This window comes from Duganella sp. Dugasp56 (genome assembly GCF_047304105.1).
GTDB lineage: Bacteria > Pseudomonadota > Gammaproteobacteria > Burkholderiales > Burkholderiaceae_D > Rugamonas > Rugamonas hordei.
Genome location: NZ_JBGLYQ010000022.1, coordinates 103,875 through 122,327 on the forward strand (window position 1 = coordinate 103,875; position 18,453 = coordinate 122,327).

Annotated in this window: 13 protein-coding genes; 7 read left to right on the plus strand and 6 right to left on the minus strand. The window is 66.3% G+C overall.

Going from position 1 to position 18,453, the window contains the following annotated elements:
• Nucleotides 1-109 precede the first annotated feature (109 nt).
• The 3 genes from ACCD07_RS16970 to ACCD07_RS16980 are packed head-to-tail and all read left to right on the plus strand — an operon-like array spanning nucleotide 110 to nucleotide 4,901.
• Complete coding sequence (locus tag ACCD07_RS16970; protein WP_176651709.1) at nucleotides 110-1,702, plus strand: FAD-binding oxidoreductase; 1,593 nt, start codon at nucleotides 110-112, stop codon at nucleotides 1,700-1,702.
• The gene (locus tag ACCD07_RS16975; RefSeq protein WP_413448022.1) at nucleotides 1,699-3,315 is read left to right on the plus strand and encodes a glycerol-3-phosphate dehydrogenase/oxidase; all 1,617 of its coding nucleotides are present in this window, start codon (nucleotides 1,699-1,701) and stop codon (nucleotides 3,313-3,315) included. The genes ACCD07_RS16970 and ACCD07_RS16975 overlap by 4 nt, the downstream gene beginning before the upstream one ends.
• A gap of 23 nt (nucleotides 3,316-3,338) precedes the next feature.
• On the plus strand, nucleotides 3,339-4,901 hold the full coding sequence (locus tag ACCD07_RS16980) for an FGGY-family carbohydrate kinase (RefSeq protein WP_176651707.1): 1,563 nt from the start codon (nucleotides 3,339-3,341) through the stop codon (nucleotides 4,899-4,901).
• A gap of 6 nt (nucleotides 4,902-4,907) precedes the next feature.
• Here the strand turns inward: ACCD07_RS16980 and ACCD07_RS16985 are convergent, their stop codons facing one another.
• Nucleotides 4,908-7,310, minus strand: a complete 2,403-nt coding sequence (locus tag ACCD07_RS16985) for a TonB-dependent receptor (RefSeq protein WP_413448023.1) — start codon at nucleotides 7,308-7,310, stop codon at nucleotides 4,908-4,910.
• Between the two features lie 231 nt (nucleotides 7,311-7,541).
• Between ACCD07_RS16985 and ACCD07_RS16990 the strand changes: the two genes are divergently transcribed.
• The 3 genes from ACCD07_RS16990 to ACCD07_RS17000 are packed head-to-tail and all read left to right on the plus strand — an operon-like array spanning nucleotide 7,542 to nucleotide 11,347.
• Nucleotides 7,542-8,939, plus strand: a complete 1,398-nt coding sequence (locus ACCD07_RS16990; protein WP_176651705.1) for an NAD(P)-binding domain-containing protein — start codon at nucleotides 7,542-7,544, stop codon at nucleotides 8,937-8,939.
• 10 nt (nucleotides 8,940-8,949) lie between these two features.
• Nucleotides 8,950-10,470: an aldehyde dehydrogenase gene (locus ACCD07_RS16995; protein WP_413448024.1), complete on the plus strand. Its 1,521-nt coding sequence runs from the start codon at nucleotides 8,950-8,952 to the stop codon at nucleotides 10,468-10,470.
• Nucleotides 10,471-10,480: 10 nt separating this feature from the next.
• Nucleotides 10,481-11,347 (plus strand): SDR family NAD(P)-dependent oxidoreductase, encoded by an 867-nt coding sequence (locus ACCD07_RS17000; RefSeq protein ID WP_176651703.1) that lies wholly within the window; start codon nucleotides 10,481-10,483, stop codon nucleotides 11,345-11,347.
• A gap of 19 nt (nucleotides 11,348-11,366) precedes the next feature.
• Here ACCD07_RS17000 and ACCD07_RS17005 read toward each other — a convergent pair whose 3' ends face one another.
• Nucleotides 11,367-12,422, minus strand: coding sequence for an AraC family transcriptional regulator (locus ACCD07_RS17005; protein WP_353402994.1), 1,056 nt, complete (start codon nucleotides 12,420-12,422; stop codon nucleotides 11,367-11,369).
• A 174-nt stretch (nucleotides 12,423-12,596) separates the two neighbouring features.
• Here ACCD07_RS17005 and ACCD07_RS17010 point away from each other — a divergent pair, with 174 nt between their 5' ends.
• The gene (locus ACCD07_RS17010; protein WP_413448025.1) at nucleotides 12,597-13,757 is read left to right on the plus strand and encodes a hypothetical protein; all 1,161 of its coding nucleotides are present in this window, start codon (nucleotides 12,597-12,599) and stop codon (nucleotides 13,755-13,757) included.
• Between the two features lie 46 nt (nucleotides 13,758-13,803).
• On the opposite strand, the gene ACCD07_RS17015 is transcribed toward ACCD07_RS17010, so the two are convergent.
• The 4 genes from ACCD07_RS17015 to ACCD07_RS17030 all read right to left on the minus strand — a co-directional run bounded on the left by ACCD07_RS17015 (nucleotide 13,804) and on the right by ACCD07_RS17030 (nucleotide 18,183).
• Nucleotides 13,804-15,135: a diguanylate cyclase domain-containing protein gene (locus ACCD07_RS17015; RefSeq protein ID WP_353402998.1), complete on the minus strand. Its 1,332-nt coding sequence runs from the start codon at nucleotides 15,133-15,135 to the stop codon at nucleotides 13,804-13,806.
• Between the two features lie 296 nt (nucleotides 15,136-15,431).
• Nucleotides 15,432-16,625 carry a PLP-dependent aminotransferase family protein gene (locus ACCD07_RS17020; protein WP_176651699.1) on the minus strand — a complete coding sequence of 398 codons (1,194 nt, stop codon included), beginning with the start codon at nucleotides 16,623-16,625 and terminating at the stop codon, nucleotides 15,432-15,434.
• Between the two features lie 37 nt (nucleotides 16,626-16,662).
• Complete coding sequence (locus ACCD07_RS17025; RefSeq protein ID WP_176651698.1) at nucleotides 16,663-17,124, minus strand: RidA family protein; 462 nt, start codon at nucleotides 17,122-17,124, stop codon at nucleotides 16,663-16,665.
• A gap of 105 nt (nucleotides 17,125-17,229) precedes the next feature.
• Entirely contained in the window at nucleotides 17,230-18,183 is a 954-nt protein-coding gene (locus ACCD07_RS17030; protein ID WP_413448026.1) for a DMT family transporter, read from the minus strand.
• Nucleotides 18,184-18,453: the final 270 nt, after the last annotated feature.

An 18,453-nucleotide genomic window follows, 5' to 3' on the forward strand; every position in this document is an offset into this window, starting at 1 on the left:
GGTTGTCATGAAAGCGCAATACCTCTGGCGGGCGTTATCTTATTCTGATGTCATTGAAACTCGGTGCGCGCCAGTATAACAAGCGCTCCGCTACGCAGACAGGAAAACAATGAGACGCTGGAACGGTTGGGGTGACGATACGATAGAGTTTGCGCTGAACGAGGATGCGCTGGCGTTTCTGGCGCAGCGCATCGGGCACGGCTCGCCGGTGGCGGATGCGGCTTACGAGCAGGCTTGCGCGCAGATCGCGCCGTCCCGGTTGGCGCCGCATCCCCTGATCGATACGGCGCCGGAGGTCCGGCTGCGCAACGCGCTGGGCCAGAGCCTGCCGGATTGGCTGCGCCTGCGCCATGGCGTGATCGAGACGGCGCCGGACGGCGTGGCCTACCCGGAAAGCCCGGAGCAGGTGCGGGCGCTGCTGGAGTATGCGCGGCAGCACGGCGTGGTCGTCATACCGCAAGGCGGCGGCACCAGCGTGGCCGGCCATTTGACGGCGCCGGCCGGCGACCAGCCGGTGCTGGCGGTGAACCTGACGCGCCTGCGGCAGCTGCACTATCTGGATACCGAGTCGCAGCTGGCGACCTTCGGTGCCGGCGTGTTCGGTCCCGATCTGGAGGCGCAGCTGCGGGCGCGCGGCTATACGCTGGGGCACTTCCCGCAATCGTTTGAATATTCGACGCTGGGCGGCTGGGTGGTGACACGGTCGTCCGGCCAGCAATCGCTGCGCTACGGCCGCATCGAGCAGATGTTCAAGGGCGGCAAGGTGGAGACGCCGGCCGGCACGCTGGATATTCCAACCTTCCCGGCGTCCGCCGCGGGCACGGATCTGCGCGAGATGGTGCTGGGATCGGAGGGCCGCATGGGCATCCTGACCGAAGCCACGGTGCGCGTGACGCCGGTGCCCGAGTATGAGGCGTTTCATGCGGTGTTCTTCCCGGACTGGCAGGCGGCGGAGACGGCGGTGCGGCATGTCGTGCAGGCCGGCCTGTCGCTGTCGATGCTGCGCTTGTCCAATCCGCTGGAGACCACCACCATGCTGGCGCTGGCCGGCCACAAGAAGCTGATTTCGGCGCTGGAGCGCTACCTGGGCTGGCGCGGCTGCAAGGACGGCAAGTGCATGCTGATGATAGGCGTGAGCGGCCGCCAGGGCGCGGCGAAGGCGGCGTTGAAGGATGCGCTGGAATTGACACGGCCACATGGCGGCGTGCATATCGGCCGCGCCATGGGCGACAAGTGGAAGCAGAACCGCTTCCGCAACGTCTACCTGCGTAATGCGGCGTGGGCGCACGGCTATGCGATCGACACGGTGGAGACGGCGGTGGACTGGCCGCGCGTGGGGACCATGATGCGGGCGGTGGAGGCCGCGGCGACGGCGGCGCTGGCCGAACACGGCGAGCAGGTACACACCTATACGCACCTGTCGCACCTGTATGCGCAGGGGGCGAGCGTTTATACGACGTTTGTGTACCGGCTGGCCGGCGACTATGAATCCGACCTGGCGCGCTGGCGATCGCTGAAGCAGGCGGCCAGCATGGCGATTGTGGAGAATGGCGGCACCATCAGCCATCAGCACGGCGTCGGCAGCGACCATGCGCCTTACCTGGTGGCGGAGAAGGGCGAGCTGGGATTGGCGGCGATGCGCGCGATGTTTGCGTATTTCGATCCGCAGCAGATCATGAATCCCGGGAAGCTGCTGCCATGACGGCCTGGTGGCGCAGCGGCGGGCGGACAGGCTTGCCGGAACTGCTGGCGAGAGACTGGGATTTGATCGTGATCGGCGGCGGCATCACCGGCGCTGGCATATTGCTGGAGGCGTCGCGGCGCGGCCTGAAGGCGCTGCTGGTGGAGCAGCGCGACTTTGCCTGGGGCACGTCGAGCCGGTCGTCAAAGCTGGTGCATGGCGGCTTGCGCTATTTGAAGGAAGGGCAGTTTGCGCTGACGCGCGAGTCGGTGCATGAGCGGGAGCATCTGCTGCAGCAAGCTGCGGGATTGGTGGAGCCGCAGAGTTTTGCCTTCGGCGAGTACGAAGGCCGCAAGCCGGGCAAGCGCATGTTCCTGCTCGGACTGGCGATATACGACCGCATGGCGGGGCAGAAGGCACGCCATTACTTCAGCCGCGAGGAGTTCGGGGCGCTGGCGCCGAACGTGTCGTCCGCTGGCCTGAAGGGCGGCATGGTCTACACCGACGCCAAGACCGATGACGCGCGGCTGGTGCTGCGCGTGCTGCAGGAGGCGCAGCGGCACGGCGGCGCCGCGCTGAACTACATGGCGGTGGAGTCGCTGCTGCGCGGGGACGCCGGGCCGGCGGCGGGCGGTGTCGTGCGCGGCGCGCGCTTGCGCGACGGTCTGACCGGCGAGTCGCACGAGGTACGCGCCCGGCTGGTCATCAGCGCCACCGGCGCCTGGGCCGACGGCCTGCGCATGCAGGGCAGCCGGGGGACGTCGAACGGCGCCAAGCCCCGGTTGCGGCCTTTGCGCGGCAGCCACCTCGTGCTGCCGGCCTGGCGCCTGCCGCTGGCGCAGGCCATCAGCCTGATGCATCCCGCCGACGGCCGTCCGGTGTTCGCGTTTCCATGGGAAGGCGTCACGCTGGTCGGCACGACGGATGTCGATCACAGGGAGGACATGGCGCTCGAAGCGTGCATCACCCGTGCCGAAGTCGATTACCTGATGGCCGCGCTGCACGACCAGTTCCCTCAATTGAACTTGAGCGAGAGCGACGTCATCGCCAGCTATGCCGGCGTGCGGCCGGTGATCGACAGCGGCAAGGCCGATCCGTCGAAGGAGGGGCGCGACCACGCCTTGTGGCTGGAGGAGGACCTGTTGACGGTCACCGGCGGCAAGCTGACCACGTTCCGTGTCATCGCGCTCGATGCGCTCAAGCTGGCGGCGACGCTGCTGCCGGGTTGGCACGACAAGCTGGAGCCGCAGCCGGTGTTCGGGGCGGCAGCGGCGCCTATCTTCCAGCGCGGACTGCCGGCTGGCCAGGCGCAGCGCCTGCAGGGCCGCTATGGCGCGCTGGCGCGGCAGCTGCTCGATGCGGCGCAGCCGGGGGAGCTGGAACTGATCGCGGGGACGGAGACCATCTGGGCGCAGTTGCGCTGGGCGGCGCGTTGCGAATCCGTGCAGAAGCTGGAAGACCTGCTGCTGCGCCGCAGCCGCATCGGCATCCAGTTGCGCGGTGGCGGCATCGAGATCATGGACCGCGTGCGCGCCATCTGCCAGCCGGAACTCGGCTGGAGCGACCAGCGATGGGACGCCGAACTGGCCGCCTATCTGGCATTATGGAATACCCATTACAGTTTGCCCGCATAAGCCCGGGCGGCATCAGGACACACATGGCTGACCAATACATCCTCTCCATCGACAACGGCACCCAGAGCGTGCGCGCCTTGCTGTTCGATTTGAACGGCAACCTGGCGGCCAAGGCGCAGGTCCATCTGCAGGCCTACTTCTCCGACTACCCCGGTTGGGCCGAGCATGACGCCGATGGCTATTGGCGGGCGGTTTGTTCTGCATGCCAGCAGTTGTGGGCCTCGACAGATATTCCGCGTTCCGCCGTCAAGGGCGTGGCGGTGACGACGCAGCGCGGCACCGTGGTCAACGTGGACAGCGACGGCAAGGTGCTGCGGCCCGCCATCACCTGGCTGGACCAGCGCCGCGTCGGCAAGCAGAAGCCCCTGAGTTTCCTGTGGCGCACCGCGTTCAAGCTGGCGCGCGTGTCCGGCACCATCGAATACTTCCGGCGCGAGGCGGAGATCAACTGGATCGCCGAGAACCAGCCCGGGATCTGGGCCAGGACCGACAAATACCTGCTGCTGTCGGGCTTTCTGAACTTCCGCCTGAGCGGACGACACGTCGACTCGATCGGCTCGCAAGTGGCCTATCTGCCGTTCGACTACAAGAAGCACCGGTGGGCCGGCGCGCGCGACTGGAAATGGGAGGCACTGGCCATCAGGCCGGACATGCTGCCGGAACTGGTTCCGCCGGGTACCGTGATCGGCGCGGTGACGGCTGCCGCGGCCGAAGCGACCGGCATCCCGCAAGGCACGCCGCTGGTGGCCGCCGCCGCCGACAAGGCTTGCGAGGTGATCGGCTCGGGCGGACTTGAGCCGCACATCGCCTGCCTGAGCTACGGCACCACGGCGACCATCAACACCACCACCAGGAAGTATGTCGAAGTCACGCCGCTGATACCGCCTTATCCGGCGGCCATTCCAGACGCCTACAACACCGAAGTGCAGATTTTCCGCGGCTACTGGATGGTCAACTGGTTCAAGGAGCAGTTCGGCCACCTGGAGCAGATGGCCGGCGCCGAGCAGGGCATGGCGCCGGAGGCGATGTTCGACCTGCTGGTGAATCAGGTGCCGCCCGGTTCGATGGGCCTGATGCTGCAGCCGTATTGGAGCCCCGGCATCAAGACCCCCGGTCCGGAAGCGAAGGGCGCGATGATCGGCTTCGGCGACGTCCACACGCGCGCCCATATGTACCGGGCGATACTTGAAGGCCTGGCCTACGCGCTGCGTGAAGGGAAGGAACGTATCGAAAAGCGCAGCGGCGTGCCGGTGACTGAACTGCGCGTGGCGGGCGGTGGCTCGCAAAGCGACGCGGCGATGCAGCTGACGGCCGACATCTTCGGCCTGCCGGCTGCGCGCGCGCACATCTACGAGACTTCCGGCCTTGGCGCCGCGATCGCCGTGGCCGCCGGACTGGGGTTGCACAAGGACTTCGACAGCGCCACGCGGGCCATGACGCGCACGGGCCGCGTGTTCCATCCGATCGCCGCCAACCAGCAGATCTACGACAGGCTGTACCGCCGCGTCTACCTCGGCATGTACCAGCGCCTGCAGCCGATGTACCAGGAGATCGCCGACATCACCGGCTATCCCGAGCAGCTGTAGACGCGTCTACAGGCTGCCCTTCAGTTCCAGGCCTATGGTGCGCGGCGGCGTCACGCTCGCATAGGGCATGCCGACCTGCTTGGTCTGTCCGTCCAGGTTGTAGACATAGCGCTTGTTGAACAGGTTGTTCACCAGCAGGCCCACGCCGAACTTGCCGCTGGCGTTGTCCCAGCCCAGCCGCAGGTCGGCCTTGCCGCCCGCTTCGCCCGTTCGGAAGGCCGGAGCGTTGAGGCATTGCAGTGCGCGCGTGTCGTCGTTGCAGCGGGTCTTGCTGTGATAGGTGCCTTGCAGCGTTGCGCTGATCCGGCCGTCGAGCGCTTCCCAGCTGGCGTTCACGCCCGCCATGCCGGTGAAGGAGGGCGTGCCGACCGGTTGGCCGGACAGGTCCAGCGTCGCACCACTGGTATCGGCGGTGCGATAGCTGCGGTAGGTCTGGTCGATCAGCTCCATGCCGCCGAACAGCGTCACGCCCGGCGCGATGCGCAGGCGGCCGTCGAGGTCCAGCCCCTTGGCCTGCTGGTCGCTGTTGATGACGTTGTAAGTCGCGATCGGGCCGGTGCCTCCCAGCTTGATGTCCTGAAGATTCTTGAAGCGATAGGCGAACAGGCTGCCGTTCAACGTGGCGCGGATGCCTGGGAAATACCATTTGAAGCCCAGTTCGAGGTTGGTCATCTTTTCCGGCGCGAAGCTCGGGTCGCGCTCCGCGTCGACCGCCGATGCGGCATTGGGCGGCGTGAAGACGTTGAAGCCGCCCGCCTGGTAGCCCTGCGACAGCGACGCGAACAGCAGCAGGTCCGGCGTCAACTTGTGATCCAGCACCAGGCGCGGACTCCAGTCGCTCCAGCTGCGCGTGGCCCGGACCGGCGTGGCCGCCAGCCGGCCGGCCGCGTAGAAAATCTGGTTGGACGGCAGGGCCGCCGCACTCAGGCCGGCGGCGCCGCCGTAGGTGTCGAGCAGCGTGTCCAGTGCCGGCGAGCTGCGGCCGGGCACATACCACTCCATGTTTTTGCGGTCCCGGCTCCAGCGCACGCCGACGGTCAGGTTGGTGGCCGGCGTGACATGCCAGATCACGTCCTCATACAACGATACCGCGCGGGTTTGCAGATAGTTGTAGCTGGTCTCGCCCCAGCCAAAGCTGGATGCGCCGTCGACGCCGGGCACGCCCGCCTGTCCCAGCCCGCCGAACAGCGCGGCAAAGTCGGCGTTGCCGCCGCCGAGCAGGTTGACGGTGTCCAGCGTGGCGGTGGTGAGCAAGGCGGTCGAGGCCTGGCGCTCGCGGTTGTCGTAGAAACTGGCGCCGGCGATCCAGTCCAGCTGCGCGGTCCTGCCCGAAAGCTTGAATTCCTGCTGCCAGTTATAGGCGCGCTTTTGGTCCGTGTTGGACAGGGAGACATCGACGCGGGCGGTGCCGTCGTTGTCGGTCTGGTTGAACGAGGAGAAGGTGCGGTAGGCGGTGGTCGAGCGCAGCGTCATGCCGCCGAGCGGCAGCTCCGCGCGCAGCGTGACGCCGTCGAAATTGCGCCGCTCGCCGCCGGAGACGTCGTTTTCCAGCGGCGCCGTGCGCGGATCGGTGAAGTTCGCCACATAGGCCGCATCGTAGACACCGCGATAGCCGGCCAGCGGCTGCGAACCATCCTTGACCACGCCGAAAGCCGGCCAGCCGGCCTGGCGCAGCTGCTCGTGCTCCCACGACAGGTTGAGCGTCGCGTCTCCCAGCTTGTGCTTCAGCGACAGCCGCGTCGCCCACGACTGGTCGCCGCCGGCATGGGCGCCGTTGGCGGCGTTGCGCACCCAACCGTCGCTGGCGGCGCGCACCACGACCAGGCGTGCCGCAGTGTCCTGACCCAGCGGCAGGTTGATCATCGCGTCCAGGTTGGCGCGGCCATAGTCGCCGACCTTGATATGGCCGGCCATGTCGAAGCTGTTTTCCGGCTCGTTGGTGACGACGGAGATCGCGCCGGCGGCGCTGTTGCGGCCGAACAGCGTGCCTTGCGGGCCTTTCAGCACCTCGACGCGTTGCAGGTCGATGAAGTTCATCAGCGCGCCGCCGGTCTTGCCGGTGTAGACGCCGTCGACGTAGATGCCGACCGGCGTGTCGGTGCCGATGCCGAAATCGCCGGGCTGCACGCCGCGTATGCCGAACACAGGCTGCGTCGGCTGGGTGGCGTCCACCTGCAGGCCGGGCAGGTATCCGGTCAGGTCGCCGAGATTTTTGGCCCCCAGGTTTTGGATGTCCCTGGCCGTTACGACCTCCATCGAGATCGGCACTTCCTGCGCCGACTGTGAGCGCGATTGAGCTGTGACCACCACTTTCTGGATGTCGTCGGCAGCGCTTGCGCCATAAGGAACGAGGGCCGCGCCGCCCGCCAGGGCGAGGGCGATGGATGTTGTCGTTGCTGGTGTCTTCATGATATCTCCCGGTGATTGTTTTGATCGAATGTAGTCGGGAGGTTGCGTGGAGCGGGGGCTGGATCGGACAGCGGAGGATGCCCGCGTGGCCAAACCGGCGCCGGTGTTGCGCTGCCGCCCGTCCGCGGCGCTTGGCCGGAATTGCTCCCCGCGTGTCCTTTTGGACCCCGTGCGCCGCCGTCTTTGTTTGCACAATGAACTCCGGATTTTCATAAAAATGGGAGAGTGAACATGTCATACCAACAGCAGGATGAAATTATCGATTGCGGCAACGCGGTATGCGTGGTGGGTGCCGGGCCGGGCGGCCTGTCGGCGGCGCGCGCATTGAAGGGCATGAAGCTGGCGTACGAGCAGTTCGAGCGCCATTCGGATGTGGGAGGAATCTGGGACATGAGCAATCCCGGCAGCCCGATCTACGAATCGGCCCACTTCATTTCGTCGCGCGACCTGTCGGGCTTTATCGGCTTCCCGATGCCGAAGTCCTTTCCCGACTACCCCACCAACAAACAGATACTGAGCTATGTTCGCAGCTACGCCGACGCCTTCGGCCTGCGCGACGCGATCCGCTTCAATACGTCGGTGCGGAACGTGCATAAGGAGGACAGCGGAAAATGGCTGGTGACGCTGGGCGATGGCAGCCGCCGGCGCTACCACGCCGTCATCTGCGCCACGGGCTGTAACTGGGATCCCAACATGCCGGAGGTGAAGGGCCAGTTCAATGGCGAGATCCGTCATTCCGTCACTTACAAGAGCAGCGACGAATTCGCCGGCAAGCGCGTGATGATCGTCGGTGTCGGCAACTCGGGCGCGGACATCGGTTGCGACGCGGCGGCGCGCGCCGACAAGGCTTTCATCAGCATGCGGCGCGGCTACCATTTCATTCCCAAGCATCTGTTCGGACTGCCGGCGGACCAGGTCGGGGAAAGCGGACCGCAGCTGCCGATGTGGATCGCGCGGCCGGTGATGGGACTGCTGCTCAAGATGTTCACCGGAGACCTGACCCGCTTCGGCCTGCCGAAACCGGACCATAAGCTGTTCGAAAGCCATCCGCTGCTTAATTCGCAGCTGCTGCACAATCTCCAGCACGGCAATATCTCCGTCAAGCCGGACATCGCCTATTACGACGGCGACGAGGTGGTCTTCAAGGACGGCAGCCGCGAGCGGCTCGACCTGGTGGTCTACGCCACCGGCTACAAATGGAGCTGCAAGTATGCGGCGGAATATTTCGAGTGGCGCGGCGGCAGACCGCAGCTGTACCTGTCGATGTTCAGCCGCGACCACCGCAACCTGTTCGGCATCGGCTATGTCGAAACCAACTCCAGCGCCTACAAGCTGTTCGACACGGAAGCGTTCATGATCGCCGCCTATCTGCGCGACCAGTTGAACAACCCCGGCGGCGGCAGCCGGTTCGACGCGCTGATCGCCAAGGACGATCCGGACCTGTCGGGCGGCCTGAAATTCGTGAAGTCGCAGCGGCATGAGGTCTATCTGGAGGCGCATGCGCTCAAGTCCTACCTGAAGCAGCTGCGCAGGAAGATGGGCTGGCCGGAGCTGAGCGAAACCTACTATGACCATCTGCGCACCGGTGCGGCGGCGCGGCCGTCGCCGGCGATGCGCGTGGCCGCTTGAGAGGAACCCCATGGACAAGACAGTGCAGTATTACCAGCAGCAGGCCGCGCGGCTCGATTTTGAAACCCGTGCGCTGATCGGCGGGCGCTTCGTCAACGCAATCTCGGCCGAGGAATTCGATTCCATCAATCCGGCCACCGGGCGAAGACTGACCGGCGTCGCCCGCTGCGGCGCCGTCGAGGTGGACGACGCGGTCAGCGCGGCGCGCCAGTCCTTCGAGCGCGGCGACTGGTCGGGCGCCTCGCCCAAGCACCGCAAGAAGGTGTTGTTGCGGCTGGCCGACCTGGTCGAGGCCAACCTGGAGACGCTGGCGCTGATGGAGAGCCTGGACTCGGGCAAGCCGATACGCGACGCGCTGTCGGCCGACCTGCCCGACATGATAGAGAGCCTGCGCTGGCACGCCGAGGCGGCCGACAAGCTGTACGACCAGATGGCGCCGACCGCGCCCGACGTGGTGGCGATGATCGTGCGCGAGCCGATCGGCGTGGTGGGCGCGGTCCTGCCGTGGAATTTTCCGCTGTACCTGGCCGGATGGAAGATCGGGCCGGCCCTCGCCAGCGGCAATTCGATGGTGATCAAGCCCGCCGAGCAGACTTCGCTGACGGCGCTGATGCTGGGGCGCCTGGCGCTGGAGGCCGGCGTGCCGGACGGCGTGCTGAATATCGTGCCGGGCTACGGCGAGACCGTGGGGCAGGCGATGGGGCGCCACCCGGGCATCGATTGCCTCAGCTTCACCGGTTCGGGCGAGGTGGGGCGCTTGTTCCTCAAGTATTCGGCCGAATCCAACCTGAAGCGGGTGGTGCTGGAGTGCGGCGGCAAGAGTCCGGCGCTGGTGCTGGCCGACGCGGCCGACTTGCCGCGCGTGGCGCAGCAGGTGGCCACCGGGGCGCTGTTCTGCCAGGGCGAGAACTGCAGCGCCGGTTCGCGCCTGATCGTGCACCGTTCGCGCAAGGACGAGCTGCTGGCGCTGCTGCGGCGCGAGTTCGACGCCTGGCGGGTCGGCGATCCGCTGGACCCGGCCACCCGCGTCGGCGCGCTGATCGAGCCGGGACACATGCGGCGCGTGCTCGGCTACATCGCCGGCGGCGAGGCGCAGGGTGCGCGGCTGGCCCACGGCGGCGCGCAGGTGCGCCAGGATTCCGGCGGCAGCTTCGTGGAACCGACCATTTTCGACGGCGTGCTGCCGGCGATGACCATCGCGCGCGAGGAGATCTTCGGGCCGGTGCTGTCGGTGATGGAGTTCGACGACCTGCGGCAGGGTATCGCGATCGCCAACGACACCAATTATGGCCTGGCCTCGTCGGTCTACACCAGCAACCTGGACGCGGCGCACGGCGTGGCGCGGGCGATCCGCGCCGGCACCGTGTCGGTCAACTGTTTTTCGGAGGGGGACACCGGCGTGCCGTTCGGCGGCTACAAGGAGTCCGGCTTCGGCGGTCGCGAAAAATCGCTGATGGCGCACGACCAGTACACCGAGACCAAGACCATCTGGATGCAACTGGGCGCGGCGGGTTTCGCCGCCAACACTTGAGGGAATGCATATGGCAACAACATCGAAAGGCGGCCGGGTCGCCATCGTCACAGGCGGCGCCGGCGGCATCGGGCGCGAGATCTGCCGGGGCTTCATCGAGCGCGGCATCATCTGCGTGCTGGCCGACCTGGATCAGAAGGCGCTGGACCGCGCCACCGCCGAACTGGGACCGGCTGCGGTGGGTGTGGCGATCGACTTGAGCGATTTCGGCAAACTGTCGTCACTGCTGGCGTTTGTGCAGGCGCGCTACGGCAGGCTGGATATCCTGGTCAACAACGCCGCGATCACCGGCACCGGCCACTTCGAGGAACGCTCGGTCGAGCATATCCTCGGGGAGCTGAACATCAATCTGCTGTCGCCCATCGTGTTGACGCGGCTGGCCTTTCCCGCCTTGCAGCGCTCCGGCGATGGCCGGGTGATCAACACGGTTTCACTGGGCGGGATTTTCCCGTTGCCGGAGACGGGCATCTATTCGGCCACCAAATTCGGCCTGCGCGGCGCCATGCTGTGCCTGGGCATGGACCGGGAGCGGCACGGCGTGCATGTCGGCAACGTGCTGCCCTCGGCTACGGAGACGCCGATGTTGATGCGCGAGGCGGTCGAAGGCGGCAACACCCTGCAGTTCATGGATCCGCCGCAGCAACCGGCGGACGTGGCGCGCCAGGTGATGCGCATGCTCGACAGTCCGTGCCTGGAGCGCTATCCGCGCTGGAGCGAGTCATGGTCGGTGCGGCTGGCGATGCTGGCGCCGAACTTCCTTCCCCGTTTGATACCGCTGTTCCGCAAAAAAGGAGTGCGCGGCCATGCGCGCTATCTGGAATCGCTGCGCAAGCGCGGGCTGGTGGTTTCGCGCGAAGGGAAGTGGGAGCTGTCCTGACGGGCCAAGTGAAAGTCCGCTATCCCCAGGCATTCAGGCGCGGTGCGGCGGCGCCTTGTCTTACCTGGTTCGGCAGCATGCCGGACCAGCGCTTGAACGCGCGGCGGAAGTTGCGCGCATCGGTGAAGCCGGTGGCCATGGCGATTTCCACCAGCGGCATGTCGCTGCGCTTGAGCAGGTCGAGCGCGCATTCATAGCGGACCTGATCGATCAACTGCTGATAGGACGTGTTCAGGTCCGACAAGCGGCGGCGCAGCGTGCGCTCGCTGAGATTGAGCGTCGCGCCGATAGCGGCCAGTCCGGGCACCTCGTCGACCGAGGCCCGCAGCAGGTTCATGATCGATTCCACCAGGTCGTTGCGCGGCTGGTCGACGGCCAGCAACTGGTCGATCTGCGCCTGCAGGGTGGCCTGCATGTAGCGGTCATAGGTCGGCAGCGGGCAGTGGAACCAGGACATGTCGCAGATCAGCCGGTTCATCGGGGCGTTGAACGTCACGGGGCAACGGAAGTATTCGGTGTAGGCGCTGGCATAGGCGGGACGCGGATAGCGCAGCTCCAGCCGCGCCGGGCGGAAGTGCGAACCGACCAGGGCGCGCGACACCTGGACGCTGCTGACGAAAATCTCCTCGATGAAGAAGGGCTCCATTTCAGGATCGTGAAAACGGGTCGTTACCTCGGCGACGAAGTGATGCTCGTCGAGGACACTGAGCTCATTGACGGTGAAGGCGCCGGCCGCGCGCTGGTGCCGGATCAGATAGTGAAACGCCTCGCCCAGCGTGGCGCAGGTCAGCATGCCGAGGCCCGGCAGGCCGAAACAGACCACGGTCTGGCGGGCGCCGGTGGCGATGCCGATGGCCGGGTCGCCCCAGCGCTGCATCGCGCGCTTCACCAGCTGGCTGGTTTGGCGGTAGGAGACGCGGAAGTTGGCGTCGCACAGGTTCTCGGGTGTGAAGCCCAGCCCCTTGCACAGGCGCTCGGACGAATGGCCGCCGCTGGCCAGCAGTTGCAGAACCTGGCGGATAACATGGGGCGGCACGTCGGCATCGGCATCGGGGTTGTGGGATTTCGCCGTCACAGCTGCTCCTTTGGTAGATACGCGACAGCATAGTACGGTTTTGCGCGCATGGCGCATCCGGCGCGGAAATGGCCGCCTGGGTGTCTCTTTTTGGCCGTTTTTGACCTGTCTTGGCGCCGCGGCATCGTATGCTTGATTACGGCGCGCAGTGTCGCCGCATACCTTGGAGGACAGATGATCATCACGCCAGCGCAGCCCGCGCGACAAGCCCGTCCCGCCTTCATCCTGGCCTGCTGCTGGGCGCTGGGCATAGGCGGCACCACCATGATGCCGCTGCTGGTGACCAACGCGATGGCGCGCCTGCGGCTGGACGAGGGACAGGCCACCATGCTGGCCGGGGCGGAGATGGTGGGCATGCTGGCCGGCTGCGTCGTGCTGCCGGCGCTGGCCCGCCGCTGGCCGTCGCGGCTCACCGCCGGCGCGCTGGTGCTGCTGGCATGGAGCCAGGTGCTGTCGGCGCTGACCGTGTGGGCGCCGGCGTTTGCCGTGGCGCGCCTCGTGGCCGGTTTCTGCGAAGCGCAGATGATCGTCATGGTCGGCATCTGCCTGGCCTGTCATCGCGACGCGGAGCGCCTGTGGGGCGTGGTGTTGCTGCTTTCCGGGCTGGCGGTGGCGGGTGTGTTCACGCTGCTGTCGCTGCTGCCCGGCGTGGCGGCCGGCCGCGAGATCTGGTTCGGCCTGGCGGCGTTGGCGGCGGTGCTGGGACTGGCGGCGGTGCGCGTGCCGGCGCTGATGCCGGCACGGCAGCCGGAAGTCCATGAGGGCCGGTCACGCGGACGGACGGACGTGTGGCTGGCCTGGGGCGTGTTCGTCGGCGTGTACAGCGTGCAGGCGGGCGTGTGGGCGGTGTCCGCCTTGCAGGGCACCCGTATCGGCCTGTCGTTGCCGACGACGGGAATCTTGCTGTCGCTGTCGTCGCTGCTGGGCTTCTTCGGCGCGGTGGTGCCGGCCATTCCGGCGCTGGCGGCGCGGCGCGGCCTGACGGTCATGGGGGCGCTGGTTGTGATGTCCGTGTCGGTCGCCGGCTTCTTTACGGCGCAAGGCGCGCTGGCGTTCTTCATGGCCCAGCTGACGCTGAACGGGGCCTTCTATACCATCATGGCGATACTGAACAGTTTCATTTCTGCGCGCGACCGCAACGGCTCGCTGCTGTCGCAATCGGTGGTGGTGACGTTTGCCGCGGTGGCGCTGGGCACGGTCGGCGCCGGGGAGCTGTTCCAGGACACGGGCGGCCGGGGCGTGGTCCTGTTTTCGTTGCTGGCGCTGGCAGCCTGCGTGCCGCTTGGACTTAAGGCCTTGAAAGCGGGGTCAGTTCCGGCAATCGGCCACGCGTGACCGGTTGCCGGAACTGACCCCGCTTTTCTCTGACCCCGGTGTCGGGTCAGCGCATTGCCAGCGCCTTGACGGCTTCCAGCGCGGCGGTGCCGGCCTTGGTGGCTTGCACCTGGTTGCGGCCGCCTTCCTTGGCCACGTACATGGCGCGGTCGGCGGCGACGAACAGCGATTCGGTGTTCTCCAGCTGGTGCGGGTAGATCGTCGCCACGCCGATGCTCACCGTCAGCCACGCCGAGGTGGTCGAGCGCGGATGCGGGATCTGCAGCGACTCGACGTGGGAACGGATCGACTCGGCCAGCAGGTAGGCGGAGTCGCTGTCGGTCTCGGCGAACAGCAGCACGAATTCCTCGCCGCCGTAGCGCGCCGCCAGGTCGGTCGCGCGCAGCGCATGCGAGTCGATCGCCTGGGCGACCTGCTGCAGGCAGGCGTCGCCGGCGGGGTGGCCCAGCGTGTCGTTGTACAGCTTGAAGTGGTCGACGTCCAGCACCACCAGCGACAAGGGCTGACCGCTGCGCATGGCGCGCTGCCATTCCTTTTCGAGGAAGGTGTCGAAGTGGCGGCGGTTGGCGATCTTGGTCAGCGGATCGACCATCGCGGCGCGCTGCAGCGCGTCTTCCGATTGCTTGTGGTGGGTGATGTCGTGCAGCAGGCCGATGAACAGCGGCTGGCGCAGATACATCGGCGTCAGCGTCAGGTCCATGCACACCGAGCTGCCGTTGCGGTGGCGGATGATCACTTCGCGCGTGCCGTGGCTGTGCGCCGATTCCGGCGCGGCGGCGTAGCGGTCGAAGTAGTCCAGGTATTCCTGCGCCACCAGTGGATTGAGCAGGTCGGAAATGGCGCTGCCGGCCAGTTCGTTTTCCTGGTAGCCCAGGTATTTGTCGCAGGCCGGATTGGTGAACTGGATGCGGCCGTCCGCTTCGATGATCAGCAGCCCCTCGGCCATGTTGTTGACGATGGTGCGCAGGCGCTCGGCCTGTTCTTCCTGGTTTTCGCTGTTGCTGCGGATTTGCAGCTGCGTGCGCACGCGCGCGCACACTTCGGCCATGCGCAGCGGTTTGCTGATGTAGTCGACCGCGCCGAGGTCGAAGCCGGCCACCACGTCCTCGGTGGAGGTCCGGGCGCTCATGAAGATGACGGGAATGCGCTGGGTGGAGGCGTGGCGTTTCAGTTCGCGGCAGGTTTCATAGCCGTCCATGCCGGGCATGACGATGTCGAGCAGGATCAGGTCGGGATGGACGCGGCGGGCGATCTTCAGCGCGCGCTCGCCGCAGTTGGCGACGAAGGTTTGATAGCCCTGCTCGACCATCAGCTTGCGCAGCGCGCCGAGGTTCTCGGGAGCGTCGTCGACGATGAGAATCGCGGCATCGCGCCGCATGGCAGGAATGGGATTTTGAACTGGGTTGTACAAAGTCTGGCCTGATCTGAAAAGTAACTATCCGTTCAAATCATAACGCTTTGCAACGTCGCCATGTGAAAAAAAACCGCTGATTTTTGCGGATGCCACGCCCATGGGCATATGTTGCCATTAATGTTAATCCGATGTTATTGTTTCATCGGTTTTCGTGACTTTTGGTGATGAAATCTTTATAACAGTGTTGTATTTTGTCCGAGACAAAGAGGGCGCTTGTGGGCGGCGAGCGCCGCCCACGGAGGTACGACAACTTGGGCCGCTTAGATCTTGGCGGCGATCAGTTTGCCGAGGATCTCGATGCCGGCGCGGATGCGCTCCGGCGGCACGGTGACGAACGACAGGCGCAGCGTGTTGGTCTCGGCGTCGTTGGCGTAGAACGGCGAGCCGGGCACGAAGGCGACTTTCTGGGCGATCGCTTCGTCCAGCAGTTTCATGGCGTCGATGTGCTTGGGCAGCGTGACCCAGATGAACATGCCGCCTTCAGGCTTGGTCCACTGGACGCCGGCCGGGAAGTGCTGCGCCATCGCGTCCAGCATGACCTGGCACTGGTCGCCGTACAGCGTGCGGATTTTCGGGATGTGGCGCTGCAGGAAGCCGTCCTTGATCACTTCGTGCACGACCATCTGGGTCAGCTGCGAGGTGTGCAGGTCGGCCGCCTGCTTGGCCAGTTCCAGGCGGCGCACCAGCGGCAGCGGGGCCACCACGTAGCCGAGGCGGATGCCGGGGGTCAGCACCTTGGAGAAGGAGCCCATGTAGATCACGCCTTCCGGATTCATCGCGACCATCTTCGGCAGCGGATCGCCTTTGTAGCTCAGGGCGCCGTACGGATCGTCCTCGATCAGCGGCAGGCCGAGGCGGGCGCAGGTCTCCACCAGTTCCTGGCGGCGCTCGACGGACAGCGTGCGGCCGGTCGGGTTCTGGAAGTTCGGCAGCGCGTACAGCAGGCGCGCGCCGGCGGCGACCTTGTCGATCGACGACGGCACCAGGCCGTGGTCGTCGGTGTCGACCGATTTGAATTCAGGACGGTAGACCGAGAACGCCTGCAGCGCGCCCAGGTAGGACGGGGTTTCGACCAGTACGCGGCTGCCTTCGTCGATCAGCACCTTGCCCAGCAGGTCCAATGCCTGTTGCGAGCCGGAGGTCATCAGCACCTGTTCCGCCACGATCTTGGCGCCGTTGACGGACAGCGAATCGGCGATCCACTGGCGCAGCGGCAGGTAGCCGTCGGTCGGGCCGTACTGCAGGGCGACCTTGCCGTTTTCGCTCAACACCTTGTCGAAGGCGATTTTCATTTCGTCGACCGGGAAGGTCAGCGGCGACGGCAGGCCGCCGGCGAAGGAGATGATCTCAGGCTGCTGGGTGATCTTCAGGATCTCGCGGATGAACGACGATTGCAACTGATCTGCGCGTTCCGAGAAGCGCCACTGGATCGGATTGGGGTTTTCGATTTTCATGCTGGTCTCACTGGATAAGTATTGTTTTGCGCGAAGCTCAGGCGACTTCCGCGATCAATTCGATTTCGACGCAGGCGCCGAGCGGGATTTGCGCCACGCCGAAGGCCGAGCGGGCGTGCTTGCCGGCGTCGCCGAAGACTTCGCCCAGCAGCTCGGAGCAGCCGTTGGTGACCAGGTGCTGCTCGGTGTAGTCCGGCGTGGAGTTCACCAGGCTCATGACCTTGACGATGCGCTTGACGCGGGTCAGGTCGCCGCCGACGGCCGCCTGCAGGGTGCCGATCAGGTCGATGGCGATGGCGCGCGCGGCGGCCTTGCCCTCGGCGGTGTCGATGTTCTTGCCCAGCTGGCCCACCCACACGCTGCCGTCGGCGCGCTTGGCGATGTGACCCGACAGGAACACCGTGTTGCCGGTTTGAGCGTACATGACGTAGGCGGCGGCCGGCGTTGCAGGTGCTGCCAGGGTGATATCGAGCGCTTTGAGTTTTTCGTAGACAGACATGTGGTTATCCAATTAATAAGTTGGTAATGCATAGCTAAGACCGATATTGTACCCGCCGCGCAGGGCGTGCTCACAATTGAGGCGAAATCAAGATACTCTACGGTTTTAGACCCGTTTCACCTGCATTTTGCGGCCGGCACCCACCACGGCGATGACGGCGATTGCAAATATCACGGTGGGCCATTCCAGCGATTCGCCCAAAACCAGGGTCGCGCCCAGCAGCGTGAGGAAGGGCTGGACCAGCTGCACCTGGCCGACCCGGGCCACGCCGCCCAGCGCCATGCCGCGGTACCAGAAGAAGAATCCGATGAACATCGAGAACACCGACACGTAGGCGAAGCCGGTCCAGGCGGCGGCCCCGGCCCGGGCGATCTGCGCGGCCTCGTCCCGGCACAGCCAGGCGACCGCCGGCAGCAGCACCGGCGCGGCCATCACCAGCGCCCAGCAGATGGTTTGCTGGCCGCCCAGCGTTTGCGACAGACGGCCGCCGGCGGCGTAGCCCATGGCGGCCAGCAGCACGGCGGCGAAGATCGCCAGGTCGGCCGGGTGCAAACTGCCGCCGCTCTGACGCAGCGCAAAGCCGGCCACCAGCGCCGAGCCCAGCATGGCCATGATCCAGAAGCCGGCCGATGGTTTTTCGCCGGCCAGCACGGCGGCGAAGACGGCCGTGGCCAGCGGCAGCACGCCGACCAGCACGGCGCCGTGTGCGGCGGGCAGCGTGCGCATGGCGATCGAGGTCAGCCAGGGGAAGCCGATGATGCAGCCGATGGCCACCATGGCCAGCGGCGCCAGCGCGGAGCGGGGCGGCAGCGGCGCGCGCTTCCACAGCAGCCAGCCGCCGGCCAGCGCGGCCGCGACCAGCGCGCGGCCGAGGGCGACGAAGGTGGGCGACAGGCCGGGAGACAGGCCGCCGGCGCCGACGGCCAGCCGGGTGAAGGGCAGCGTCAGGCTGAAGATGGCGACGCCGATCAGGCCGAGCAGCATGCCGGCGGTTTCGTCGCTCACGCCCGAGCGGGTGGGTATGGCGGCGATGGCGGCTGGCGGGGCGCTGTGGGTCATGCGGTTCTCCTTGTCGATGGATATATCGTACGTGACAAAACCAGTACAGTGCCAGTACACTTGTCAACATAATTTCTTATACTGTGACGGTAATATGACCAATACACGTGCGCGCACTTCGCTTTTAGGGGCAGCCGCTTCCGCCGCTGCGGAGGCGGTGGCCGAGGCTTTGGCGGCGGCCGAGGCGCGATCGGCGGCCGGGACCGGGCACCCGGCGCGGGCGGCGGCTGCTGTCGCGCCGGGACCCGCGGTGGCGTCGGTTGCGGCGGG

Excerpts from the sequence above, each read along its gene's own strand:
- ACCD07_RS16970 (WP_176651709.1), top strand. The coding sequence starts at position 110 with ATGAGACGCTGGAACGGTTGGGGTGACGATACGATAGAGTTTGCGCTG.
- ACCD07_RS16975 (WP_413448022.1), top strand. The coding sequence starts at position 1,699 with ATGACGGCCTGGTGGCGCAGCGGCGGGCGGACAGGCTTGCCGGAACTG.
- ACCD07_RS16980 (WP_176651707.1), top strand. The coding sequence starts at position 3,339 with ATGGCTGACCAATACATCCTCTCCATCGACAACGGCACCCAGAGCGTG.
- ACCD07_RS16985 (WP_413448023.1), bottom strand. The coding sequence starts at position 7,310 with ATGAAGACACCAGCAACGACAACATCCATCGCCCTCGCCCTGGCGGGC.
- ACCD07_RS16990 (WP_176651705.1), top strand. The coding sequence starts at position 7,542 with ATGTCATACCAACAGCAGGATGAAATTATCGATTGCGGCAACGCGGTA.
- ACCD07_RS16995 (WP_413448024.1), top strand. The coding sequence starts at position 8,950 with ATGGACAAGACAGTGCAGTATTACCAGCAGCAGGCCGCGCGGCTCGAT.
- ACCD07_RS17000 (WP_176651703.1), top strand. The coding sequence starts at position 10,481 with ATGGCAACAACATCGAAAGGCGGCCGGGTCGCCATCGTCACAGGCGGC.
- ACCD07_RS17010 (WP_413448025.1), top strand. The coding sequence starts at position 12,597 with ATGATCATCACGCCAGCGCAGCCCGCGCGACAAGCCCGTCCCGCCTTC.
- ACCD07_RS17015 (WP_353402998.1), bottom strand. The coding sequence starts at position 15,135 with ATGCGGCGCGATGCCGCGATTCTCATCGTCGACGACGCTCCCGAGAAC.
- ACCD07_RS17020 (WP_176651699.1), bottom strand. The coding sequence starts at position 16,625 with ATGAAAATCGAAAACCCCAATCCGATCCAGTGGCGCTTCTCGGAACGC.
- ACCD07_RS17025 (WP_176651698.1), bottom strand. The coding sequence starts at position 17,124 with ATGTCTGTCTACGAAAAACTCAAAGCGCTCGATATCACCCTGGCAGCA.
- ACCD07_RS17030 (WP_413448026.1), bottom strand. The coding sequence starts at position 18,183 with ATGACCCACAGCGCCCCGCCAGCCGCCATCGCCGCCATACCCACCCGC.